This is a genomic window from Nonomuraea sp. ZG12 (genome assembly GCF_052068115.1).
GTDB lineage: Bacteria > Actinomycetota > Actinomycetes > Streptosporangiales > Streptosporangiaceae > Nonomuraea.
Genome location: NZ_JBQHCW010000032.1, coordinates 55,255 through 73,767, shown reverse-complemented (window position 1 = coordinate 73,767; position 18,513 = coordinate 55,255). Strand labels below are relative to the sequence as shown.

The 18,513-nt window shown below is 71.1% G+C and carries 19 protein-coding genes; 7 read left to right on the top strand and 12 right to left on the bottom strand.

The window, feature by feature from the left end; genetic code table 11:
* Position 1: 1 nt before the first annotated feature.
* The gene (locus tag ACTMTF_RS43985; protein ID WP_441116036.1) at positions 2 to 1,177 is read right to left on the bottom strand and encodes an FAD-dependent monooxygenase; all 1,176 of its coding nucleotides are present in this window, start codon (positions 1,175 to 1,177) and stop codon (positions 2 to 4) included.
* 122 nt (positions 1,178 to 1,299) lie between these two features.
* Between ACTMTF_RS43985 and ACTMTF_RS43980 the strand changes: the two genes are divergently transcribed.
* Positions 1,300 to 1,791, top strand: a complete 492-nt coding sequence (locus ACTMTF_RS43980) for a MarR family winged helix-turn-helix transcriptional regulator (RefSeq protein ID WP_441116035.1) — start codon at positions 1,300 to 1,302, stop codon at positions 1,789 to 1,791.
* Here the strand turns inward: ACTMTF_RS43980 and ACTMTF_RS43975 are convergent.
* Together ACTMTF_RS43975 and ACTMTF_RS43970 are read right to left on the bottom strand one after the other, a co-directional pair.
* Positions 1,788 to 2,927 (bottom strand): catalase family protein, encoded by a 1,140-nt coding sequence (locus ACTMTF_RS43975; RefSeq protein ID WP_441116034.1) that lies wholly within the window; start codon positions 2,925 to 2,927, stop codon positions 1,788 to 1,790. The genes ACTMTF_RS43980 and ACTMTF_RS43975 overlap by 4 nt on opposite strands.
* Before the next feature lie 17 nt (positions 2,928 to 2,944).
* Complete coding sequence (locus ACTMTF_RS43970; RefSeq protein WP_441116033.1) at positions 2,945 to 4,276, bottom strand: FAD-dependent oxidoreductase; 1,332 nt, start codon at positions 4,274 to 4,276, stop codon at positions 2,945 to 2,947.
* 122 nt (positions 4,277 to 4,398) lie between these two features.
* Here ACTMTF_RS43970 and ACTMTF_RS43965 point away from each other — a divergent pair, with 122 nt between their 5' ends.
* Complete coding sequence (locus ACTMTF_RS43965; protein WP_441116032.1) at positions 4,399 to 6,441, top strand: hypothetical protein; 2,043 nt, start codon at positions 4,399 to 4,401, stop codon at positions 6,439 to 6,441.
* A 12-nt stretch (positions 6,442 to 6,453) separates the two neighbouring features.
* Here the strand turns inward: ACTMTF_RS43965 and ACTMTF_RS43960 are convergent, their stop codons facing one another.
* The gene (locus ACTMTF_RS43960; RefSeq protein WP_441116031.1) at positions 6,454 to 6,639 is read right to left on the bottom strand and encodes a zf-HC2 domain-containing protein; all 186 of its coding nucleotides are present in this window, start codon (positions 6,637 to 6,639) and stop codon (positions 6,454 to 6,456) included.
* Entirely contained in the window at positions 6,639 to 7,184 is a 546-nt protein-coding gene (locus ACTMTF_RS43955) for a sigma-70 family RNA polymerase sigma factor (RefSeq protein WP_441116030.1), read from the bottom strand. Before ACTMTF_RS43955 ends, ACTMTF_RS43960 begins: the two co-directional genes overlap by 1 nt.
* A gap of 266 nt (positions 7,185 to 7,450) precedes the next feature.
* On the opposite strand from ACTMTF_RS43955, the gene ACTMTF_RS43950 reads away from it, so the two are divergent.
* Complete coding sequence (locus tag ACTMTF_RS43950; protein ID WP_441116029.1) at positions 7,451 to 8,362, top strand: MerR family transcriptional regulator; 912 nt, start codon at positions 7,451 to 7,453, stop codon at positions 8,360 to 8,362.
* 38 nt (positions 8,363 to 8,400) lie between these two features.
* On the opposite strand, the gene ACTMTF_RS43945 is transcribed toward ACTMTF_RS43950, so the two are convergent.
* The 6 genes from ACTMTF_RS43945 to ACTMTF_RS43920 all read right to left on the bottom strand — a co-directional run bounded on the left by ACTMTF_RS43945 (position 8,401) and on the right by ACTMTF_RS43920 (position 14,145).
* On the bottom strand, positions 8,401 to 9,831 hold the full coding sequence (locus tag ACTMTF_RS43945) for an MFS transporter (protein WP_441116028.1): 1,431 nt from the start codon (positions 9,829 to 9,831) through the stop codon (positions 8,401 to 8,403).
* Positions 9,832 to 9,904: 73 nt separating this feature from the next.
* Positions 9,905 to 10,393 carry a MarR family winged helix-turn-helix transcriptional regulator gene (locus ACTMTF_RS43940; protein ID WP_397017010.1) on the bottom strand — a complete coding sequence of 163 codons (489 nt, stop codon included), beginning with the start codon at positions 10,391 to 10,393 and terminating at the stop codon, positions 9,905 to 9,907.
* Between the two features lie 95 nt (positions 10,394 to 10,488).
* The gene (locus ACTMTF_RS43935; protein ID WP_441116027.1) at positions 10,489 to 10,983 is read right to left on the bottom strand and encodes a hypothetical protein; all 495 of its coding nucleotides are present in this window, start codon (positions 10,981 to 10,983) and stop codon (positions 10,489 to 10,491) included.
* Between the two features lie 90 nt (positions 10,984 to 11,073).
* Entirely contained in the window at positions 11,074 to 12,282 is a 1,209-nt protein-coding gene (locus tag ACTMTF_RS43930) for a CU044_5270 family protein (protein WP_441116026.1), read from the bottom strand.
* A complete protein-coding gene (locus ACTMTF_RS43925) occupies positions 12,279 to 12,824 on the bottom strand; it encodes an RNA polymerase sigma factor (protein WP_441116025.1) in 546 nt (181 codons plus the stop codon). The genes ACTMTF_RS43930 and ACTMTF_RS43925 overlap by 4 nt, the downstream gene beginning before the upstream one ends.
* A 124-nt stretch (positions 12,825 to 12,948) precedes the next feature.
* Complete coding sequence (locus ACTMTF_RS43920; protein WP_441116024.1) at positions 12,949 to 14,145, bottom strand: esterase-like activity of phytase family protein; 1,197 nt, start codon at positions 14,143 to 14,145, stop codon at positions 12,949 to 12,951.
* A gap of 111 nt (positions 14,146 to 14,256) precedes the next feature.
* On the opposite strand from ACTMTF_RS43920, the gene ACTMTF_RS43915 reads away from it, so the two are divergent.
* Positions 14,257 to 15,219: an acyltransferase domain-containing protein gene (locus ACTMTF_RS43915; protein ID WP_441116023.1), complete on the top strand. Its 963-nt coding sequence runs from the start codon at positions 14,257 to 14,259 to the stop codon at positions 15,217 to 15,219.
* A gap of 3 nt (positions 15,220 to 15,222) precedes the next feature.
* Here ACTMTF_RS43915 and ACTMTF_RS43910 read toward each other — a convergent pair whose 3' ends face one another.
* Positions 15,223 to 16,431: an acyltransferase family protein gene (locus ACTMTF_RS43910; RefSeq protein WP_441116022.1), complete on the bottom strand. Its 1,209-nt coding sequence runs from the start codon at positions 16,429 to 16,431 to the stop codon at positions 15,223 to 15,225.
* A 79-nt stretch (positions 16,432 to 16,510) separates the two neighbouring features.
* Here ACTMTF_RS43910 and ACTMTF_RS43905 point away from each other — a divergent pair, with 79 nt between their 5' ends.
* From ACTMTF_RS43905 to ACTMTF_RS43895, 3 genes are all read left to right on the top strand, one after another.
* Positions 16,511 to 17,110, top strand: coding sequence for a PadR family transcriptional regulator (locus ACTMTF_RS43905; RefSeq protein ID WP_441116021.1), 600 nt, complete (start codon positions 16,511 to 16,513; stop codon positions 17,108 to 17,110).
* Positions 17,107 to 17,958: an alpha/beta fold hydrolase gene (locus ACTMTF_RS43900; RefSeq protein ID WP_441116020.1), complete on the top strand. Its 852-nt coding sequence runs from the start codon at positions 17,107 to 17,109 to the stop codon at positions 17,956 to 17,958. The genes ACTMTF_RS43905 and ACTMTF_RS43900 overlap by 4 nt, the downstream gene beginning before the upstream one ends.
* 62 nt (positions 17,959 to 18,020) lie before the next feature.
* On the top strand, positions 18,021 to 18,488 hold the full coding sequence (locus ACTMTF_RS43895) for an anthrone oxygenase family protein (RefSeq protein ID WP_441116019.1): 468 nt from the start codon (positions 18,021 to 18,023) through the stop codon (positions 18,486 to 18,488).
* Positions 18,489 to 18,513 lie beyond the last annotated feature (25 nt).

Here is an 18,513-nt window from a genome sequence, read left to right as displayed (position 1 = left end):
GCTACGGATATTCGGGGAGCTGGAGCGACGAGTTGACGAGCAGTCCCTCGTCGCCGGACGGGAGTGACGGGCCGAGCAGCGCCTGGTTGCGCAGCGCCAGATCCTCGGCGGTGGGGGGAAGGAGGGCGGCGCGTCCGCTGATGGCGATCGCCTGGTTCTCATCGACGAACTTGCGGGCGGCGGCGTCGTAGGCCGCGAAGGCGGACGAGTGGTCCGGCCTGGTGGCCAGCTCGCCCGCGAGGAGGTAGGCGCCGACCAGGGCGATGCTCGATCCCTGCCCCGAGAAGAAGGAGGGGGCGAAGGCGGCGTCGCCGACGAGGGCGACCCGGCCCTTCGACCACTGCGGCATGTGGATCTGGCCGGCGACGTCGAAGAAGAGGTCGTCAGCGGTGCGTATGGCGTCGATCATGCGCGGAATCTCCCACTGGTCGCCGGCGAAGACCGAGGCGACCAGGTCACGCTGGGCGCCGGGGTCGCGGAAGGCGTCAAGGGGCGGCTCCGGCTGGAGGAAGGTCATGACGGCCAGCACCTCGTCGCTGTCGGCGACCCCGTAGAGCACGGCGCTCCTGCCCGGGACGTTCCAGAAGAGGGCTTCGTGCGAGAGCCCGAGCTCGTTGGGCATGGTGAATCCGGCGAAGCTGCAGCCGAGGTAGTGGTGGTAGTCCTCCTCCGGGCCGAAGGCCAGGCCCCTGGTGTTCGAGTGGATGCCGTCGGCCCCGACGACCAGGTCGAAGGTGCGCCGCGCCCCGCTGTCGAAGGTCACGTCCACGCCGCCGTCGTGGTCGTGCAGGGTGGCGATGGAGTCGCCGAAGAGAAACTCGACGTCGTTCCGGACGGTGTCGTAGAGGACGTAGGCGAGGTCCTGGCGCCGCACCTCGATGTCCCGGCCTGCCACCCCGCCGGTCAGCGCCTCGGGCCTGATGGAGGTCACCGGGCCGCCGTCGGCGCCCAGGAAGGTGATCTTACGGCTGTCGACGTGGGCGTCCCTGAGCTGTGGCAGCACGCCCATGCGCCGCACCACGTCCAGCGCGGTGCCGCGGATGTCGATGGGGTAGCCGCCGCTGCGTACCGCGTCCGCCTTCTCCACGACGGTGACCTCGAAGCCATGGCGGTGGAGCCAGTAGGCCAGGGCCGGGCCCGCGATGCTGGCGCCGGAGATGAGGATCTTCTGCTTCATACCGGTCTCCTGTAGGTGCTTACCTTAGGTATCTTTATTCGACGCGTGGAGGGGCACTCCGCGCGCTGGTCGATGGCAAGAAATATACCTAACTTAGGTATGCATGTACAACAAGGAGTCTCATGAACGAGCAGGAGGAGCAGCGGAACGACGGATCTGACCTGCTGTCGGAGCTGCTGCCGCGGCTGACGAATCTCGGTGCCGTCCTCCACCGCGGCCACCTCATCGACCGCGCCCTGGAAGCCGCCGGGGTCCCGCTGGAACGGCCGGCGATGTCGGTGCTCATCACGGTGCAGCTCGCCGACCGGCCGCTACGGGTGGGGGAGGTCGCCGCGCGGATGGAGGTCGTGGGCCCGCACGTCACGCGGCTGGTGAACGATCTCGAGAAGCGGGGGCTGGTCAACCGGGTCGCCGATGAGCACGACCAGCGGTCGCGTCTCATCGAGCTGACTCCCGAGGGCGCGGCGGCGACGGACCGGTATCTGCGCTTCCTGCTCGACTGGTTCGCCGGCGTCCTGTCCGACTGGCCCGAGCAGGACCGCCAGGATCTGGGCCGGCTCCTCGGACGGTTCGCCGACGACGTCGCCGTCCACCTGGCGGCCTTCGCGGACTAACCGGGCGGGGCCGAAGGGCCGCGCCACCGGAGCACGTCGGAGGGGTGGGCCGGTTCCCGTACCGGCTGGTGGTTGATCTTCCGGCGGAGAGCGGCGGAGCGGGTGTAGATGTCCTTGCGCACCCGGTTGATCTCACCCAGCGGCACGTGCTTCTCGCGGGTACGCCACGGGTTGATGGCGGTCGCGTCGGCGGCCTCCAGGTTGGTGGCGGCCGAGATGTCCTGCTGGGGGATGGACAGCCGGGCGACCGGGACGAACGGCGACTCCGACACCGGCCACTCGACGGAGGTGTTCTCGACCGGCATGCGCGTCAGGTCGGTGCACAGCTGCGCTTCCAGCACGAACTCGTGCGCCCGCTCGCCGGTCTCCGCCACCAGCGTGTCCCGGAACGGCTCGTCATCCTGGACCGTGTTCACCTCCCGGTGCACGACGGCCGCCGCGGTCGCCTCGGTGGGGCGTACGCGCAGCTTGGCGATGTAGTCGCCGTGCCGGAAGGCGCCCACGCTCCAGTAGGTGTAGAGGTAGAGGTTCTGGCGGCCGAGATCGAGGATCGACAGGAAGGAGAGCAGCTCGTCCCACAGCCAGTTCTCCGGCTCCGCCGTCCCGCCGCTGGTCAGCAGCTCCTGCAGGAAGTGGTTACGGAGCAGCGGCGTGCTCATGGCGTCGGGCAGGGTCTCGATCAGGCGCTGGATCGTGAGGTAGTCGTGGGCGGTGTTGGCGAAGAACGTCGGCGTGTTGAAGAACACCAGGTCCATCGTCTGCGCGTCGTCGTCCTCGTCGAGCGTGGCAGGCCCCCGTACGCCGAACAGCTTCAGGCCCAGCCCGCAGATCGGTCCCAGCAGGCGGTCGGCCCTGATGTGCGCCACGCCGTTCGAGTAGCGCACGACCGCGTCGTAGCCTCGGGGCCGGGCGAAGATGCCCTGGGCGTACGCGCGGGGCAGGTCGCCGAGGATCTCCAGCCGCGCACGCACGATGCCGTGGGACTCCGCGTGGGCGCCGCGGATGGCCCGGCCGCCGCCTTCGGTGCGGGTCTTGCTGCGCATGATGGCCTCCATCTCGGCGACGAGGCGCTTTTCGGTCGCCTCGAAGTCGGGGGGCAGGCTGTCCACATACGCCGTCAGGGGAATGAATGACATCGGTACTCCCGCCATGGTCAGTTGATCGCGCGCAGGACGCGCTGCACGAAAGCCGGGTCCTGGAGCGCCTCGGCCCCGTCCATCAGGCTGATCAGCCGGACGACGGTACGCGCGACCTCCTGGTCGCGGGAGGCGGCGAGGTGCACCTGGGCCATGAAGGCGCCGGCCTGACGTGACTCTTCGGTCTGCGTGCCCTCCATCTCGAGGTAGCGCATGTCGCCCCCGACCACCACGCTCCACGGGGCCTCGTTGATCCGCGCGGCCTGCTCGAAGAAGCGCGGGGCCAGTTTGGCCTCCCCGCTGCCCAGGCACTCGCCCAGCAGCGCCGCCTGCAGCGCCGAGACCGTCATGCCCTGGGCGTAGACGGGGTTGAAGCTGCAGATGCCGTCCCCGATGACGAGATAGCCCTCGGGGAAGCGGCCGAGCAGCTCGTAGCGCCGCCGCTCGCTCGCCGGGAACCGGTAGGGGACGGCCTCGCCGACCGGCTCGGCGTCCCTGATCACCTCATGAATGTCGGGTACGGGCAGCGAGGCGGCGAAGTCCAGGAACCCCGCCAGGTCCAGGGGCGGCGTCTCGTCCAGGTAGCCGCGCAGGGTGACCAGCCAGCGGTCGTCCTCCTGCGCGATCATGACGCCCCCGCGCCGGATGGCGTCGGTCTGGTTGATGACGACGGCCAGATCGCCGTCCACGTCCTGAAGACGGCGGCGGAAGTGGCGGGTGGCGTAGCGCAGCCCGACGCGTACCCGCTCCTGGGCCGGCGCTTCGTACCCGAGCTCCACGAGCCAGGCCGGCCCCCGCGCGGCCCGCCCCGTGGCGTCGATGACCAGATCGGCGTCGAGCGGCCGCTCCTTGCCGCCGAACTGGCTGGAGGTGACCCGCACCCCGGCCACCCGCTTGCCGGTCGCATCGGAGATCAGCCCGGTGGCCTCGTGCTCCTCGATGAACTCGACGCCGCTCAAGGCGCGTACCCGTTCGCGCACCAGGCCCTCCAGCAGCGCGCGGCTGCCCATCAGCGCCATCAGGCCGCTCGGCGCCTGCCGCAGGAGCAGCCCCTCGTTGTACCACCGGCCTTGGCCCTGGATGTCCGCGCGCAGCCCTCCGTGCGCGACCATCTCGTCGTCCAGGCCGGGGAACAACTCCGCCACCACCTCGATGCCCCGGGCCAGCAGCGAGTGCGCGTGCCGGCCATGGGTGACCCCGCGCCGGTCCGCGATGCCGAGCGGCAGCGGATCACGTTCGACGATCGTGACGGAGTCGAAGTGGGTCGCCAGGACGCGGGCCGCGAGCAGGCCGGCCATGCCGGCCCCCAGCACGACGGCATGACGCCGTCCCCCCGATGGTGATCGCATTGATGATCCCCCTTGTGAATGGAATGTCCGGCGCAAAGCCTGCGGCCGACCGCCGTCCACCCGACAGGTCATCGGCTGTCCACGTCTGCTCACTTCCGCCGGACCCGCCGTAAACTCCCGCTATGGGCCATGGGGATCATCAGGCCACCACACCCCGGTTGGCCGGGCGGCTGCGGGCAGCGCGCCACCGGGCATTCGCGGGACGCACGGGAGAGCTGGCGTCGTTCCGCGAGGCGCTGGCCGGGAGCTCCGGCGGCTGGGTGGTGTTCTACCTGCACGGAGCCGGCGGTATGGGCAAGTCCGCGTTGCTGCGGCGCTTCGCCGACGAGGCGCGCGCCGCCGGGCGGCCGGTGGTCGAGGTGGACGGGCACACCGTGGCCCCGGTTCCGGACGTGTTCGAGGCGGCCGCCGCCACCGCGCTCACCGGCCGTGATCCGGTGCTGCTGATCGACGGGTTCGAGCACTGCCAGGGCCTGGAGGGCTGGCTGCGCGAGCGCTTTCTGCCCCGCCTGCCCGCCGAGGCCCGCGTGGTCGTGGCCAGCCGCCGTCAGCCGGACCCGTCCTGGGCGTGCGACCCTGGGTGGGCCGGCGCGCTGCGGGTGACGACCCTGCGCCCGCTCGATCTCGAGGATTCCGTCGAGCTGGTTCGCGCCCGGGGCATCCCCGCGGCGCTGCACCGCCCGCTCATCGACTACGCGGGCGGCCACCCGCTGGCGCTCTGCCTGGCCGCCGAGGTGGCCGCGCGCGAAGGGACCTGGACGGCGCCGTCCCATGACCTGATCGCCGCACTGCTGGGCAAGCTGGTCGGCGAGCTGCCCTCCAGCGCGCACCGGCAGGCGCTGGAGGTGTGCGCGCACGCCCGCACCACCACGCAGCAACTGCTGCGCGCGGTCCTGCCCGATGAGGACACGGACGCGCTGTTCGACTGGCTGCGCGCTCAGCCGTACCTCGAAACCGGGCAGGACGGCCTCTACCCGCACGATCTCCTCCGCGAGGCTCTGGACGCCGACCTTCGCTGGCGCGACCGTGAGGGGTACGAGATCATGCACCACCGCATGCGCGCGCACCTGCTGAGCCAGGTGCCGGCGGCGTCGAGCCGGACCCTGCTGCCGGCCGTGGAGGCCGTCAAATACCTGCACCGCGGCGGTGACGTCACCCGCGAGTTCTTCACCTTCGCCACGGACGGCTCGGTGTCGGAGGACACCGTCCGACCTGGGGACCGGCACCATCTCCTGGAGCTGGCGGCCAAGGCCGAGGGAGAGGAGTCCGCGGCTCTGGTGGACTTCTGGCTCGCCCGCAGGCCCGAGGCCTTCCGCGTGCACCGGCGCTCCGACTCCGGCCGGCCCGAGGCGTTTCTGGCCTGGCTGCGGTTCACCACGCCCGACGAGGCCGAGCTGGCGGCGGACCCGGTGGTCGCGGCCGCCTGGGCGCACTGCCGGGCGGCCGGGCCTTTACGTGGCGAAGAGCACCTGGCCGTCTCCCGTTTCATGATCGACCCGTCGGCGTACCAGCGGCCGTCCGGCATCATGGACCTGATGCTGCACCGGGCGGTCGCGGAGTTCCTGCTCCAGGATCGGCTCGCCTGGACCTACATCACGTGGACGCGCCCCGAGTTCTGGGGGCGGCTGATGAAATACTCCGACCACCATCCCGTCCCCGGCAGCCCTGCCGTCGGCGGTCTCCGCCACACTCTGTACGCGCACGACTGGCGGGCCATGCCGCTGGCCGACTGGCTCGCCTTCACGGGCGCCGAGGAGATCTTCGGTCCTCGGGAGAAGCAGCCGGCCGCGCCGCGCCGTCCGGTGTTCGAGGTGCTGTCCAGGACCGAGTTCGACACCGAGGTGCGGGACGCGCTGCGCGTCATCCGCCGCCCTGACTCCCTGGCGGCGAGCCGCCTCACCCGCGCCAGGCTCATCGCCCGGTCCGACGCCGGCCAGGCCACCGAGGCGCTGCACGAGCTCCTGACGGACGCCGTCGACGCCCTGCGCGAGGATCCCCGTCAGGCGGACCTCCACCGGGTCGTCGCGGTCACGTTCTTCCACGGGGTTCCGACGCAGGAGGCCGCGGCGGCCCAGCTCGGCCTGGCGTTCAGCACCTACCGCAGGCGTCTGCGCCGCGCCCTGGAGCACATCACCGATCAGCTGTGGTCCCTGGAGACGGGCTGAGCCGGGCCGCGGTCAGCGGGACCGGTCGTCCTCCGATGCCGAGGGCAGGTGCTTCAGCTCATCGAGCTGGTCGGGGACCTCGACCAGCCTCTTGAGCTCCGCCTGGCATGCCGTGCACGTGTCGAGGTGGCGCTCGAACGCCTCGTTGTCGTCCTCATCGAGGACACCGAGAACGTAGGCCGCCACCTCTTCGTGCATTACCCGGCTACCCCCTTGTCCCGCAGCACCTCGCGCAGCGCCCGGATGCCGTAGTAGAGCCGGGACTTCACCGTACCGGGCGGAATCCCCAGTATTTCCGCCGCTTCACTTATCGTACGGTCCCGGAGGTAGGTCTGCTCGATGACTTCGCGGTGTTCTTCCGTGAGGCTGCGCAGCGCGTCCGCGACCACGATCGCCGACAGAGATCGTTCGGCTCCGTCCGGGACGGCCAGCATGTCGACTTCGGGCGGCTCGACCTCCTGAGGCCGGACGCTCCTGCGCCGCCGCCCGTCGATCACGATGCGGCGGGCCACGGTGAGCAGCCAAGCCCAAATGAGGCCGGGCTCCCATTGCAGTCTCGCTGAGTTACGCCAGGCCCTGACGAGCGTCTCCTGTACGACGTCCTCGGCCCATTGGAGATCGTTGCCGGTCGACCTGCGTATGTGGCGCAGCAGAGGGCCGCCGAACTCCCGGTAGAGCTCCGCGATGCGGTGCTCCGCCTCGGCGTCAGCACTCTCGAACGTGCGGTCCAGGTGAAGTAGCACGGGGCATATCTTTACACCTTCGTTATCACTCCGGTAGGCACTCCGATAACTCCGGTCATTTCTGACTATTCAGGCTATGACGGGAACCGCCCGGGCGAGGTTCGCGTCTGACCTGCCTTGAGTTGCCTCCGAGGTGATATAAGGCGACTTTTCGGAATACCGAGGTGGTCTGACCCGGGACCTGTTCTCCGGGCGCGTGCGTACAGAGCCGAGAGAATCCCTGAGGGGTTGAATCTCCAGTAAGGGGAGGCGCGAAGGTGGGGGGCATGGACGGCGACACGCTCTACTCGATCGGCGACCTGGCGCGGCGGACCGGGCTGACGGTCAAGGCCATCAGGTTCTACGCCGACTGCGGTCTCGTGCCGCCGACCACCCGTAGCCCCGCCGGCCACCGCCTTTACGGCATCGACGCCGTCGCCCGCCTGGATCACGTACGGACACTGCGCGATCTGGGGCTGGACCTGCCCACCATCCGGAAGGTCGTGGACCGGGAGGTCTCGCTCGCCGAGGTCGCCGCGGCGCACGCCGAGGCGCTGGCGGTGCAGATCCGGACGTTGCGGCTGCGGCGGGCGGTGCTGACGGCGGTGGCCAAGCGCGGGTCGACCCCTGAGGAGATGGATCTCATGCACAAGCTGGCCAAGCTGTCGGAGGACGAGCGCCGGCGGCTGATCGCCGACTTCCTCGACGCCGCCTTCGGCGGCCTGGAACCCTTCGACGGGATCAGGAGCTCGATGACCCCCGAGCTGCCCGACAACCCCGAGCCCGAGCAGGTGGAGGCGTGGGTGGAGCTGGCCGAGCTGTCCCAGGACCCGGACTTCCGCGCCGTCATGCGGCGGATCGCCGAGCAGCACGCCGAGGGTCAGGGGGCCGGTCTGCGCCGCCACTTCGCCGCGGTGGTGCGGGACCGGGTCGGGCCGGCGCTGGCGGCGGGCGTCGATCCGGCCTCGCCCCGGGCTGACGCCGTCGTCGCGGCGATCAGGGAGCAGTACGCGGACCTGTCCGGCCGCCCCGACGACGCCGATCTCCTGCGCCGACTGCTGACCAGGGTGGAGGCGGCGAACGATCCCCGCAGGGAGGCCTATCTCCAGCGGCTGGCCGTCATCAACGGCTGGCCGGCCCCCGAGAGCCTGGCGCCGGTCTTCGACTGGTTTGTCGAGGCGGCGCACGCCAGAGCGTGACGCCGCCGTACCGCTCCGAGATCACGCGAGCGGCTGGATCATCGAGCCTGGGGCGCTCTCGGCTGCCGCAGGACGACGAGGGTGACGGCGAAGGCGGCCACGAGCAGGGCGGCGGCGATGGTGAAGGCCAGGCGGTAGCCGCCGGTCAGCGCCGCCGCCTCGCCGCTGCCGGCGGCGAGCAGTTCGTCGGTGCGGGAGGCGGCCAGCGTGGTCAGCACGGCGACGCCGAGGGCCATGCCGATCTGCTGGGTGGTGTTGAACAGCCCGGACGCGAGGCCGGCGTCGTCCGCGCGGGCGCCGGACATGCCGAGCGATGTCAGCGCCGGGAGCACCAGCCCGCCGCCCGCGATGAGCAGCATCACCGGGAGCAGGTCGGTGACGTAGTCGGCGTGCACCGGGACACGGGTGAGCCAGCCCATCGCCCCCATGAGGAGCAGCAGGCCCGCCAGCAGGACGGCCCGCTCGCCGAAGCGGGTGTTGAGCCGGGCCGAGACGAACAGGGACACACCGCCGATGGACACCGCCGCGGGCAGCATCGCCAGGCCGGTCGGGAGCGCGCCGTACCCGAGGACCTTCTGCATGTAGAGGGCGACGATGATCTGGAAGGCGAACATGGCCGACAGCGTCAGCATCTGGACCACGTTCGCGCCCGAGACGTTGCGCGAGCGGAGGATCCGCAGCGGCATCAGCGGAGTCCTGGCCCGCGCCTGGCGGACGAAGAACGCGGCCAGCAGGGCCAGCGACACGGCTCCGAGGCCGAGTGTGCGCCCGGCGAGCCAGCCGTACTCCTCGATCTTGACCACTGTGTAGATGCCCAGCATCAGCCCGCCGGTGACCAGCACCGCGCCGAGCGCGTCGGCTCCGGCGGCGAGCCCGGCTCCGCGCTCGTCGGGCAGTGCCCGGATGGCCAGCGCGATCGTGGCCAGCCCGATCGGGAGGTTGATGAAGAAGATCCAGTGCCAGCTGAGCGCGTCGGTGAGCACCCCGCCCAGCACCTGGCCGATGGAGGCCCCGGCGGCGCCGGTGAAGCTGAACACGCCGATCGCCTTGGCGCGCTCCCTGGCATCGGTGAACAACGTCACCAGGATGCCCAGCACGACGGCGGAGGCCATGGCGCTGCCGACGCCCTGGACGAACCTGGCGAAGATCAGCATTCCGGGCCCGGTGGCGAACCCGGCCAGCAGGGACGCCGCCGTGAAGACCGCGTTCCCCGCCAGGAACATGACCTTGCGGCCGACGAGGTCGCCCAATCGGCCCGCCAGGAGCAGCAGCCCGCCGAAGGCGATCAGGTACGCGTTGACGGTCCAGCTCAGCCCGGCGGGCGAGAACCCCAGGTCCCGCTGGATGGCCGGCATCGCCACGGTCACGATGCTGCCGTCCAGGATCGTCATGAGCATCGCGGCCGAGAGCACGGCGAGCGCGAGCCCGCGGGATCCGGTGCGCGGAGGGGAAGGTGCGGTGTACGACATGGCCGTCTCCTGTTCAAAGAGGAACAGGAGAGACCGTAGCAGATAGTTTTGTTATAGACGATCCTCGACGGATCTATTTTGTACGATGCCGCGATCGGCGGGCTGACTGCGGAGCCTCCACGGGAGTGGCCAGATGGCCCTTGACCAGTCGGTTCATCGCCCTGACGAGAACTTCGGCCTCGTCGTCGGGCAGCGCGCCCAGGGTGTCCCGGTGCACGGCGTCGACGATCTCCTGGCTCCGCCTCGCCGCCTCGGCGCCCTTCGCGGTGACGGCGATGATGCGGGCCCGCCGGTCCGTGCTGGACGGGCGGCGCTCGGCGAGCCCCGCCTTCTCCAGGGCGTCGACCGTGACCACCATCGTCGTCTTGTCCATGTCGCCGATCTCGGCGAGCTGGATCTGCGTGCGCTCGGCCTCCAGGGCGTGCACCAGCACGCAGTGCATGCGTGCCGTCAGGCCGATCTCGGCGAGCGCCGCCGCCATCCGTGTTCGCAGGACGTGGCCGGCGTGGTCCAGCAGGAACGACAGGTCCGGTTCTGTGCGGGCTGGTGCCATGGCGGTCATGCCCTCAGCCTAGCAACTAGGTCCGTTCTGGATTATCCACTGCGTCCGTGCAGCTCAGAGGGGACGCCGCGCGTCTCGCGGCGTCCCCTGAAGGGCTACTTCGACAGGTAGAGCGTCTTCCAGGTGCCCGCGTACAGGCAGTTGAGCGACGGCTTGGTCCCCTTGCCCTCGGCGCAGACCTTGAGCTCCACCTGGTAGACGTCGTGAGAGGAGAACGAGTACGACGCGGGCGTCCGGTAGGAGCAGTCCCTGATGCTGCGGTGCTTGTGCGGCAGGTTGTTGCCGGGGGCCTTGTAGGTGATGCGGAAGACCGCCCAGCCACAGGTCGACGTCCTGCGGGTCTGGTCGTACAGCTTGCCGGAGATCTTCACCGTGTCGGCGGTCGGGATGTCGGCGTGGTCCTCGCCCGACGCGACGAGCGAGCCCGCCGTCCTGGCCTGGTTGCCGGGGGCGTAGTAGGGGCCCCACGCGCGTGCCGTCTCGCCGGCGGAGACCGCGTCGGAGTGGGCCGCCGCCTGGGCGGCGGCGGGGGCGATCGAGAGGACGGCGGCGACGGTGGCCAGGACTGCGAGGGGGCGGGAGATCGACATTGGAGCGGTCCTTTCCTGCGATGGTGACCGTACTGTCGGATGGACCGCTTTCATCCTTCTTGCCGGCGGGTGTCACGCCTCCTTGCAGGCTCAGGGCTTGCTGTCGGTCCAGCCGGCCTCCAGCACGGCCGTCGAGTTCCAGACGGTGCCAGGCTCGAAAGCGGCCTGGTAGCCGCCGGGCTTCACCACGACGCTCTCGTTGGCCAGCGCCCGGCCGGTCGCCTGGTCGAAGATCAGCCGGTTCTCCAGGACGCCGGTGGACTTCTTGTCCTTGGTCCGCACGGTCTGCTCGATCGCCACCGCCGTGCCCTGACGTCCTTCGGCGTCGGTGACGTTCTCGATGACCTCGACCGTGTCGAGGCCGGCGAGCATCCGGAAGGCGGCCCCGCGCACCTCCGGCGTGACCGGCATGTCGGTGATCAGCCCCGCGCTCACCGTGAACAGCCAGACGTCGGCCGTCATCGGGTCACTCGACGATTCGGTGCCGTGCCCGCCGTAGGAGCGCAGCAGCCACGCCTTGAGCTCACCCGGGTCGGAGGGCAGGCCGCGCAGGTCCTTCATGGTCACGTTGCGGCCCAGCCAGAACACCTTGTCGCCGTCGACGAGCGGCGCGTGGCCGGTCTTGGCGGCGCGAGGAGAGGTGGACAGGGTCAGCTCGCCCATCTTGGCCGGCATCTCGACCTTGATCTCGGCCGGTGAGCCGGCCTGCCGCCACGCCGTCTCGTCCGCCTCCGTGGCCGGCCGCGCGCCCAGCGACCGGTTGCGGCTCCACTGGTCGCCGCCGGTGGCCTTGGGCGTCCAGCCTTCGATGCGCGATCGGTCCCAGACCAGGTAGCCGCCGTCCACGGCCTTGTACAGCGAGCGGCTCACCGATGCCGTGTGCCAGTAGGCGGCCGTGTCGTCCGGCTGGCGATCGGCCTTCTCGGCGGCGGCCAGCAGGACCTCCCGCGCCGACAGCGTCACCTTCGGCGCAGCCGTGGACGGCGTGGGGGCGGGCGGTGCGGTCGTGGACAGAGCGGTCGTGGGCGGCGTGGTCGTGGACAGGGCGGTCGTGGCTCGGGCCGCGTCGGGGGCGGGCGGCGTGCCGCCACCGGTGCCCGTCACGACGACGGCGGCCGCCGTCACGGCCGCCGCGCCGGCCAGGCTGATGCCCCACACCGGCCTGGTCTTGCGCCTCTGACGGGCCTGCCGGGGCCGCGACATGGCGTAGGAGAGCTCCGCCGCCCTGGTGCGCTCGTCCACCGGCGCGTCGCCCAGATGGGCGGGCCGGGCGGCACGCAGCTCGTCGATGGGGTTCATGACCACTCCTCCTTGAGGCTCGGCACGCGGGGACGGGGCGGCGGGGGCGACTCCATCGCCTGCCCGAGCCGTTTGCGGGCACGGTGCAGCCGGACCCGGAACGCGGCCGACGAGCAGCCGATCACCCGGGCGGCGTCCCTCGGGGACAGCCCCTGCCAGGCCACCAGGACGAGGATCTCCCGGTCGTCCTCGGGCAGCTCGGCCAGCGCCCGCAGCACGCTGATCCGTTCGGCGACCTTGTCGGCCACATCGCCGGTCACGTCGCCGGTCACGTCGCCTTCGGTCCAGGCGCGCAGCTCCGCGCCGAGAGCCTCCCGCCGCGCCTGCGCGCGGATGTTGTCGCGCAGCACGTTGCGCGCGACCCCGAGCAGCCACGGCAGGGCCGGCTCCGGTACGTCCTCCAGCCGCCGCCAGGCGATGGCGAAGGTCTCGCTCACCACTTCGTCCGCCACCTGCCGGCCCGCACGACTGACCACGTACGCCCACACGCGTTGCCGGCATTCGTCGTACATGCCGGTGAACCGGTGCTCATCATCCGTCACCGCCCCGCCCCTTCGTCCCGGATGCGCTCTTCTGACACCAGGTAGTGGTGCGAGCCCTCCGGTTGTTACGCGTCTTCTGCGGTGAAATATGCCGGATGGCTCGCAGGCGGGGGTCGATCCAGCACTACCCGCGCAGGGCGCGGTGGTCGGCCTTGAGCGGCCGGCTGAGTCGTACGGTGATGAACTCGTTGTTGTCGGCCTTGCCGGCCGTGCGGCCGGAGGAGAACGGGAAGTTGTTGTCGTTGGCGATGATCAGCGTGCGGTCGTCGAGGATGGCCACGTCCTCGATCGTCTCGAACGGGAAGCGGAAGGTCTCGCCGAAGCCGCCGAGGCCCTTGGGGTTGGCCACGTCGAGCAGGTCGGCCACGAGCGTCTTGTCCATCGCCCCGTCGCGGTCGCGGTCGCGGGTGTCGGCGAGGTAGACGCGCTTGACCTTGGCCGCGTCGCCCTGAGCGCCGTCACGCTCGATGATCAGGAAGCGGTGCCGGTCGACGGCGACGGCGTCGCCGATGGCGTGGTTCGCGGCGTCCAGCTCGTAGGCCCAGCGCTTGTCCGTGTACTGCTTCTTCCGCAGGTCGAACTCGTACATCCGCAGCGTGCCCGCCGGGTCGCCGCTGACGGTGCCTTCGAGCAGCGGGTGGAGACGCTTGCCGTCGACGGACCGGGCCATGCCCTCGAAGCCCTTGCTGCGGCCGAGGTTGGGCTGGGCGCCGTTGAGGAACGGGTTCTCCGGAGCCTGTACGCCGGGCAGCGGGACGGGCGCGTCGAGCAGCGTGCCCGAGGAGGAGAAGTGCAGCACGAACGGGCCGAACTCGTCGCCGATCCAGTAGGTGCCGTCGGCGGCGCGGACGATCGACTCCACGTCGAAGTCGGCGCCGGTGAGCTTGCGGTCCTCGCGGGTCAGCGGGAAGGTGATGTGGCGGTCGGGGTCGCTCAGGCCGAACCCGCCGAGCACCTTCACCGCGCCGGTGCGCAGGTCAGGCTTGACCTGGTGCACCCGGAGCAGGAAGTCGGCGCTGTTGGCCTTGGCACCGAAGCCGTTGTCGGACAGCATGTCGTAGACGCCGCCGCCCCGGCGCACGATGCCACTGAACCCCTGCACGGGCTGCCCGGCGAAGGGTGGGGTGAGCCCGTTGACCGGTGCGGAGCCGAGGGCGGCGCCGGACGCCTCGCTGCCGGGCACGAAGGTCTCCGCGGGGAGGGTCGCGAACCCGGTCAGGGTGGCCCTGCCGAACTCGCGGGGCTCGGGGGTGGCGGCGGCGGGCGCGGCGAGGCCGCTGACCAGCGCGGCGGCGCCGAGGGCGATCAGTGCACGTCTCATGCGGGGCACGGTAACCAGATCGGATTAATCAGTACATAACGCCAGGCATCTCACCGGGGAACATGACCGACCGTAACTGACCAGGTATGCACGAGACAGGAGAACACGCCGGTGACGACCACCCTCGACCCCCTCCGCGCGGCCCCCCGGACGGCCGCCTGGCTGGCCGCCCTGGAGGACGACGACCTCCCGGACGTCGAGATCGTCCTGCCCACCCCCGAGGTCCTGCTGGATCTCGCCGTCCCGTACGAGGACGTCAACCCGCTGCTCGCGCTGGCCGGGGAGCTGCGGGCCGATCCCGAGCTCCGGTGGCTGCTGGAGCGGTGCGTCCAGCGGCTGGTGCGCGGCATCGGAGCCGTCGACGACCCCTTCGACCTGCCCGACCTGCCCTTTCTCGACCACTACTTCTACGCCTTCGTCTTCGTCGCGACGCTGCCGTACGTGCGGGCCTACCACCGCGAACGGGGCATCCCGGCGGACATCTCCCGGCACACCCTCGCCGACCTCGGCCGCAACCTCGCCGTGCACCGCAGGCGGCACGGCGTCGGCGGCGTGGTCCATCCCTCCTGGCTCAAGCTGCACTTCCGCGGCGAGGTCTACCAGCTGGGACGGTTGCAGTTCCAGCGGGCGACCCTGGGCACGCGGATGGGGACGGCGGTCGCCGCCGCGCTGCCCGTCGGCCCTGGCGACCCTGCGCTGAGCCTGCACATTCCCGACTTCTCCGGCCCGCTGACGCCCGCCGCCTGTGACGACTCGCTGACCCGGGCCCGCGACTTCTTCCCCCGTCACTTCCCCGAGGAGCCGTACACCGTCGCCGTCTGCCACTCCTGGCTGCTCGACCCGCAGCTGGCCGATCACCTGCCGGCCGGCTCGAACATCGTCGGCTTCCAGCGCCGCTTCCGCCCCGGCTACCGGGACGAGCAGCCCAGCGACGGGCCGATCGAGTTCGTCTTCGGCGATCCCGGCCTGCCGGTGGACGCCCTGACCCCCCGGACCACGCTGGAGCGCGCGATCGTCGGCCACCTGCGCGCCGGCGGCCACTGGCACCTCGGCAACGGCTGGTTCCCGCTGTGACGGTCAGCGGCCGCGCGCGGCCAGCCGCCGTCCCGCGCGCCGCGCCGGCACCTCCACCAGCCGGTACGTCCCCGCCGCGCATCCCAGCAGCACCGCCAGCGTCACCACGCCCAGCCCCACCCGGTACGGCCAGGCGACCGCCGCCGGATCGGCGAGCAGCCCGTCGACGATCTCCAGCAGGATCGGGTGCAGGAGGTAGACCGAGTAACTGACCATCCCGAGCCACGCCCACACGGCGGGCACCCGGCGCCCGGCCAGCAGCATCCCGGCCGCGAAGGTCGCCCAGGCGGCCACCACCGTGATCACCCATGCCCACGGGAAGTCCTGGCTGTGCCAGATCCCCGCGGCGACGGCGGCCACCGGCACGCTCCCGGCCAGGGCGAGCGCCCGCGATCGGTCGATCTCGCCGGACCGGGCCCGGTAGAGCGCCGTACCGGCGAACATCGTCGCCAGGATGATCAGACTCTGCCAGGCGGGGATCCGCCCGTTGACCGCGAGCAGCCCCAGCGTGACCAGGCCCAGCGCCGCCGCGCCCGCCCGCCGCAGGAGCGCGCGGGAGCTCAGCACCCCGGCCAGCCCGCCGCCCGCCAGCGCGATCACCGCCAGCGTGGTGGCGAGCGTGGCGTCCGCGCCACGCGACAGCAGCACCGAGGGCAGGACCCCGCCCGCCGCCACGGCCACCACCCCGAACCCGCAGGCGATCTCCGCGCTGCGCAGATGCGCCCTGGCCAGGTAGAGCGCCGTGACCAGCAGGTAGAAGGCCATCTCGTACGAGAGCGTCCACAGCACGTTGAGCACGTTGGGCACGTTCAGGAGGTCCTGGAGCATCGTGAGGTGCCCGAGGACCGCCGAGGCGGGCCGGTCCGTCAGCCAGATGTGCAGGGGGTCGATGCCGGTGGCCGCCAGCAGCAGGGCGGCGGTCACCACCACGGCCCACAGCGGATAGAGCCGGAACACGCGGCCGATCCAGAAGCCGGACACGCTGCCGTGACGTTCCAGCGAGGCCGGGATGACGTAGCCGCTGACGAGGAAGAACACCATGACGCCGTACATCCCGGCGTCGAACCACGGGCCGGTGACCTCCCGCAGCTCCGGGTAGAGCGGGTTGAGCGCGTGCTCGTACACCACCACGAGGGCGGCGACGCCGCGTAACGCGTCCAGCCAACCGAGCCGGTTTCCCACTGCCTGTGGCGGTGCGTCGATGTTCGTCATGGCGGGCCCAACTTTATCTATAGTTGACACTGACTATTTGAAGGCGGATAGTTGATCCTGACTAAGGAGGGTCGACACGGTGAAGAAACGGAAGGTGGCCAATCCGCTGGCGCTGGCGGTGCTGGCCTGGCTGATGAGGGAGCCGACGCATCCGTACGAGCTGGGACGGCGGCTGCAGGAGAGCGGTCAGGACCGCAACATCAAGTACAACCGCGGCTCGCTCTACATGGTCGTCGAGCAGTTGCGCAAGGCCGGCTTCATCGCCGAGCAGGCCACCGTGCGCGACACCCAGCGGCCCGAGCGCACCCTCTACGCGCTCACCGACGAGGGGCGCGCCGAGTTGTACGACTGGATGCGGGAGCTGGTCAGCGAGCCGCAGCACGAATATCCCCGGTTCGGGGTGGCGCTGTCGCTGCTGAGCGTGCTCTCGCCCGAGGAGTCCGTGGAGCTGCTCCGGCAGCGGGAGCGGGCCCTGGACGGCGAGCTCGGCGAGATCCGCGACCTGATGCGCGGCGCGGCCGAGCAGGGGGTGGGCTGGGTGTTCCTCATCGAGGAGGACTACCGGCTGTCCCTGCTGGAGGCCGAGCGCCGCTTCGTCGTGGGGCTGATCGAGTCGTTGCAGCAGCCGGAGTACGTCCGGACCTGGCTGGAGTTCTTCGCCCGGGAGGAGCGACCATGACGAACGCGACGGAAACCGGTCACGTCACCTCCGCTGACGGCACCGTCATCGGCTATCACCGGCTCGGCGACGGCCCGGCGCTGGTGGTGCTGCACGGCCAGATGGAGTCCGCGCAGAGCCACCGGCAGCTGGCCGAGGCCCTGGCCGGCACGCACACGGTCTACCTGCCCGACCGCCGGGGCCGCGGGCTGAGCGGCCCCTACGGCGCGGCGCACGACAGCGAGCGGGAGGTCGAAGACCTGGACGCGGTCCTCACGGCCACGGGCGCCCAGTGGGTCTTCGGGGTCAGCGTCGGCGCGCTCGTCGCGCTGCGGGCCGCGACCGCGCTGCCGGCCGTCCGCAAGGTGGCCGTCTACGAGCCGCCCCTGTTCGCCGACGGCCCCGCGCCCACCGACTGGGTGGCCCGCTACGAGCGGGAGATGGCCGCGGGCCGGGTCGCGGCGGCGCTCGTCACCGCCATGCGGGCGGCGCGGATGGGGCCGTCGGTCTTCCGGTTCATGCCGCGTCCGCTGCTGGAGTTCCTGACCGGCCGGATGATGGCGGCGCAGGACGGCAGGGCCGGACCCGGCGACGTCACCATGCGGATGCTCGCCCCGACCCTGCGCCACGAGGCGCGCCTGGTCGCCGAGCTGGCGCAGACCCAGCGGGACGTGCGCGCGGACGCGCTCCTGCTCGGCGGCGCCAAGAGCCCCGCCTACCTGAAGGCCGCCCTCGACGCGCTGGAGCGGGTCATGCCGGGGGCCAGGCGGGTCGAGTTCGCGGGCCTCGACCACGGCGGCTCCGGAAACACCGACCTGGGCGGCGAACCGGATGTGGTGGCCCGCGAACTGCGCCGCTTCTTCGCCTGAATCCGCCTGATCCGCCTGAATTCGCCTGGTGCGCCGACGGGTCGAAGCGGGATCATAGGGGCATGCTGTCCGTCCTGGCCCCCATCGTGGCCGCCCTCGCCCTGCTGATGAACGGTCTCATGGCAGGCATCTTCTTCGCGTTCTCCAACTCGATCACGCCGGGCCTCGACGCGATCGACCCGGCACCCGCCGCCTCGGCCATGCGCAGCATCAACCGCAAGATCCTGAACCCGGGGTTCCTCACCCTGTTCGTGCTGTCGCCGTTCGCCTCGGCGGGCGCGGGCGTGCTCCTGCTGCTGCTCGGCGAGACCGAGGCCGCGATCTGGCTCATCGCGGCCGGCGTGGTCTACGCCCTGGGCTCGTTCCTGCCGACGGCGGTGCTCAACGTGCCGATGAACAACGCGCTCGACGCCGGCGAGCTCGACTGGCAGGGCTACGGGCCCCGCTGGACCCGCTGGAACACGGTCCGCGCCGTCGCGAACGTCGTCGCTCTGCTGCTCATCGGGGTGGGGTTGTGGGCATGGCAATGATCGGCACGGGATCCCGCACCGATCA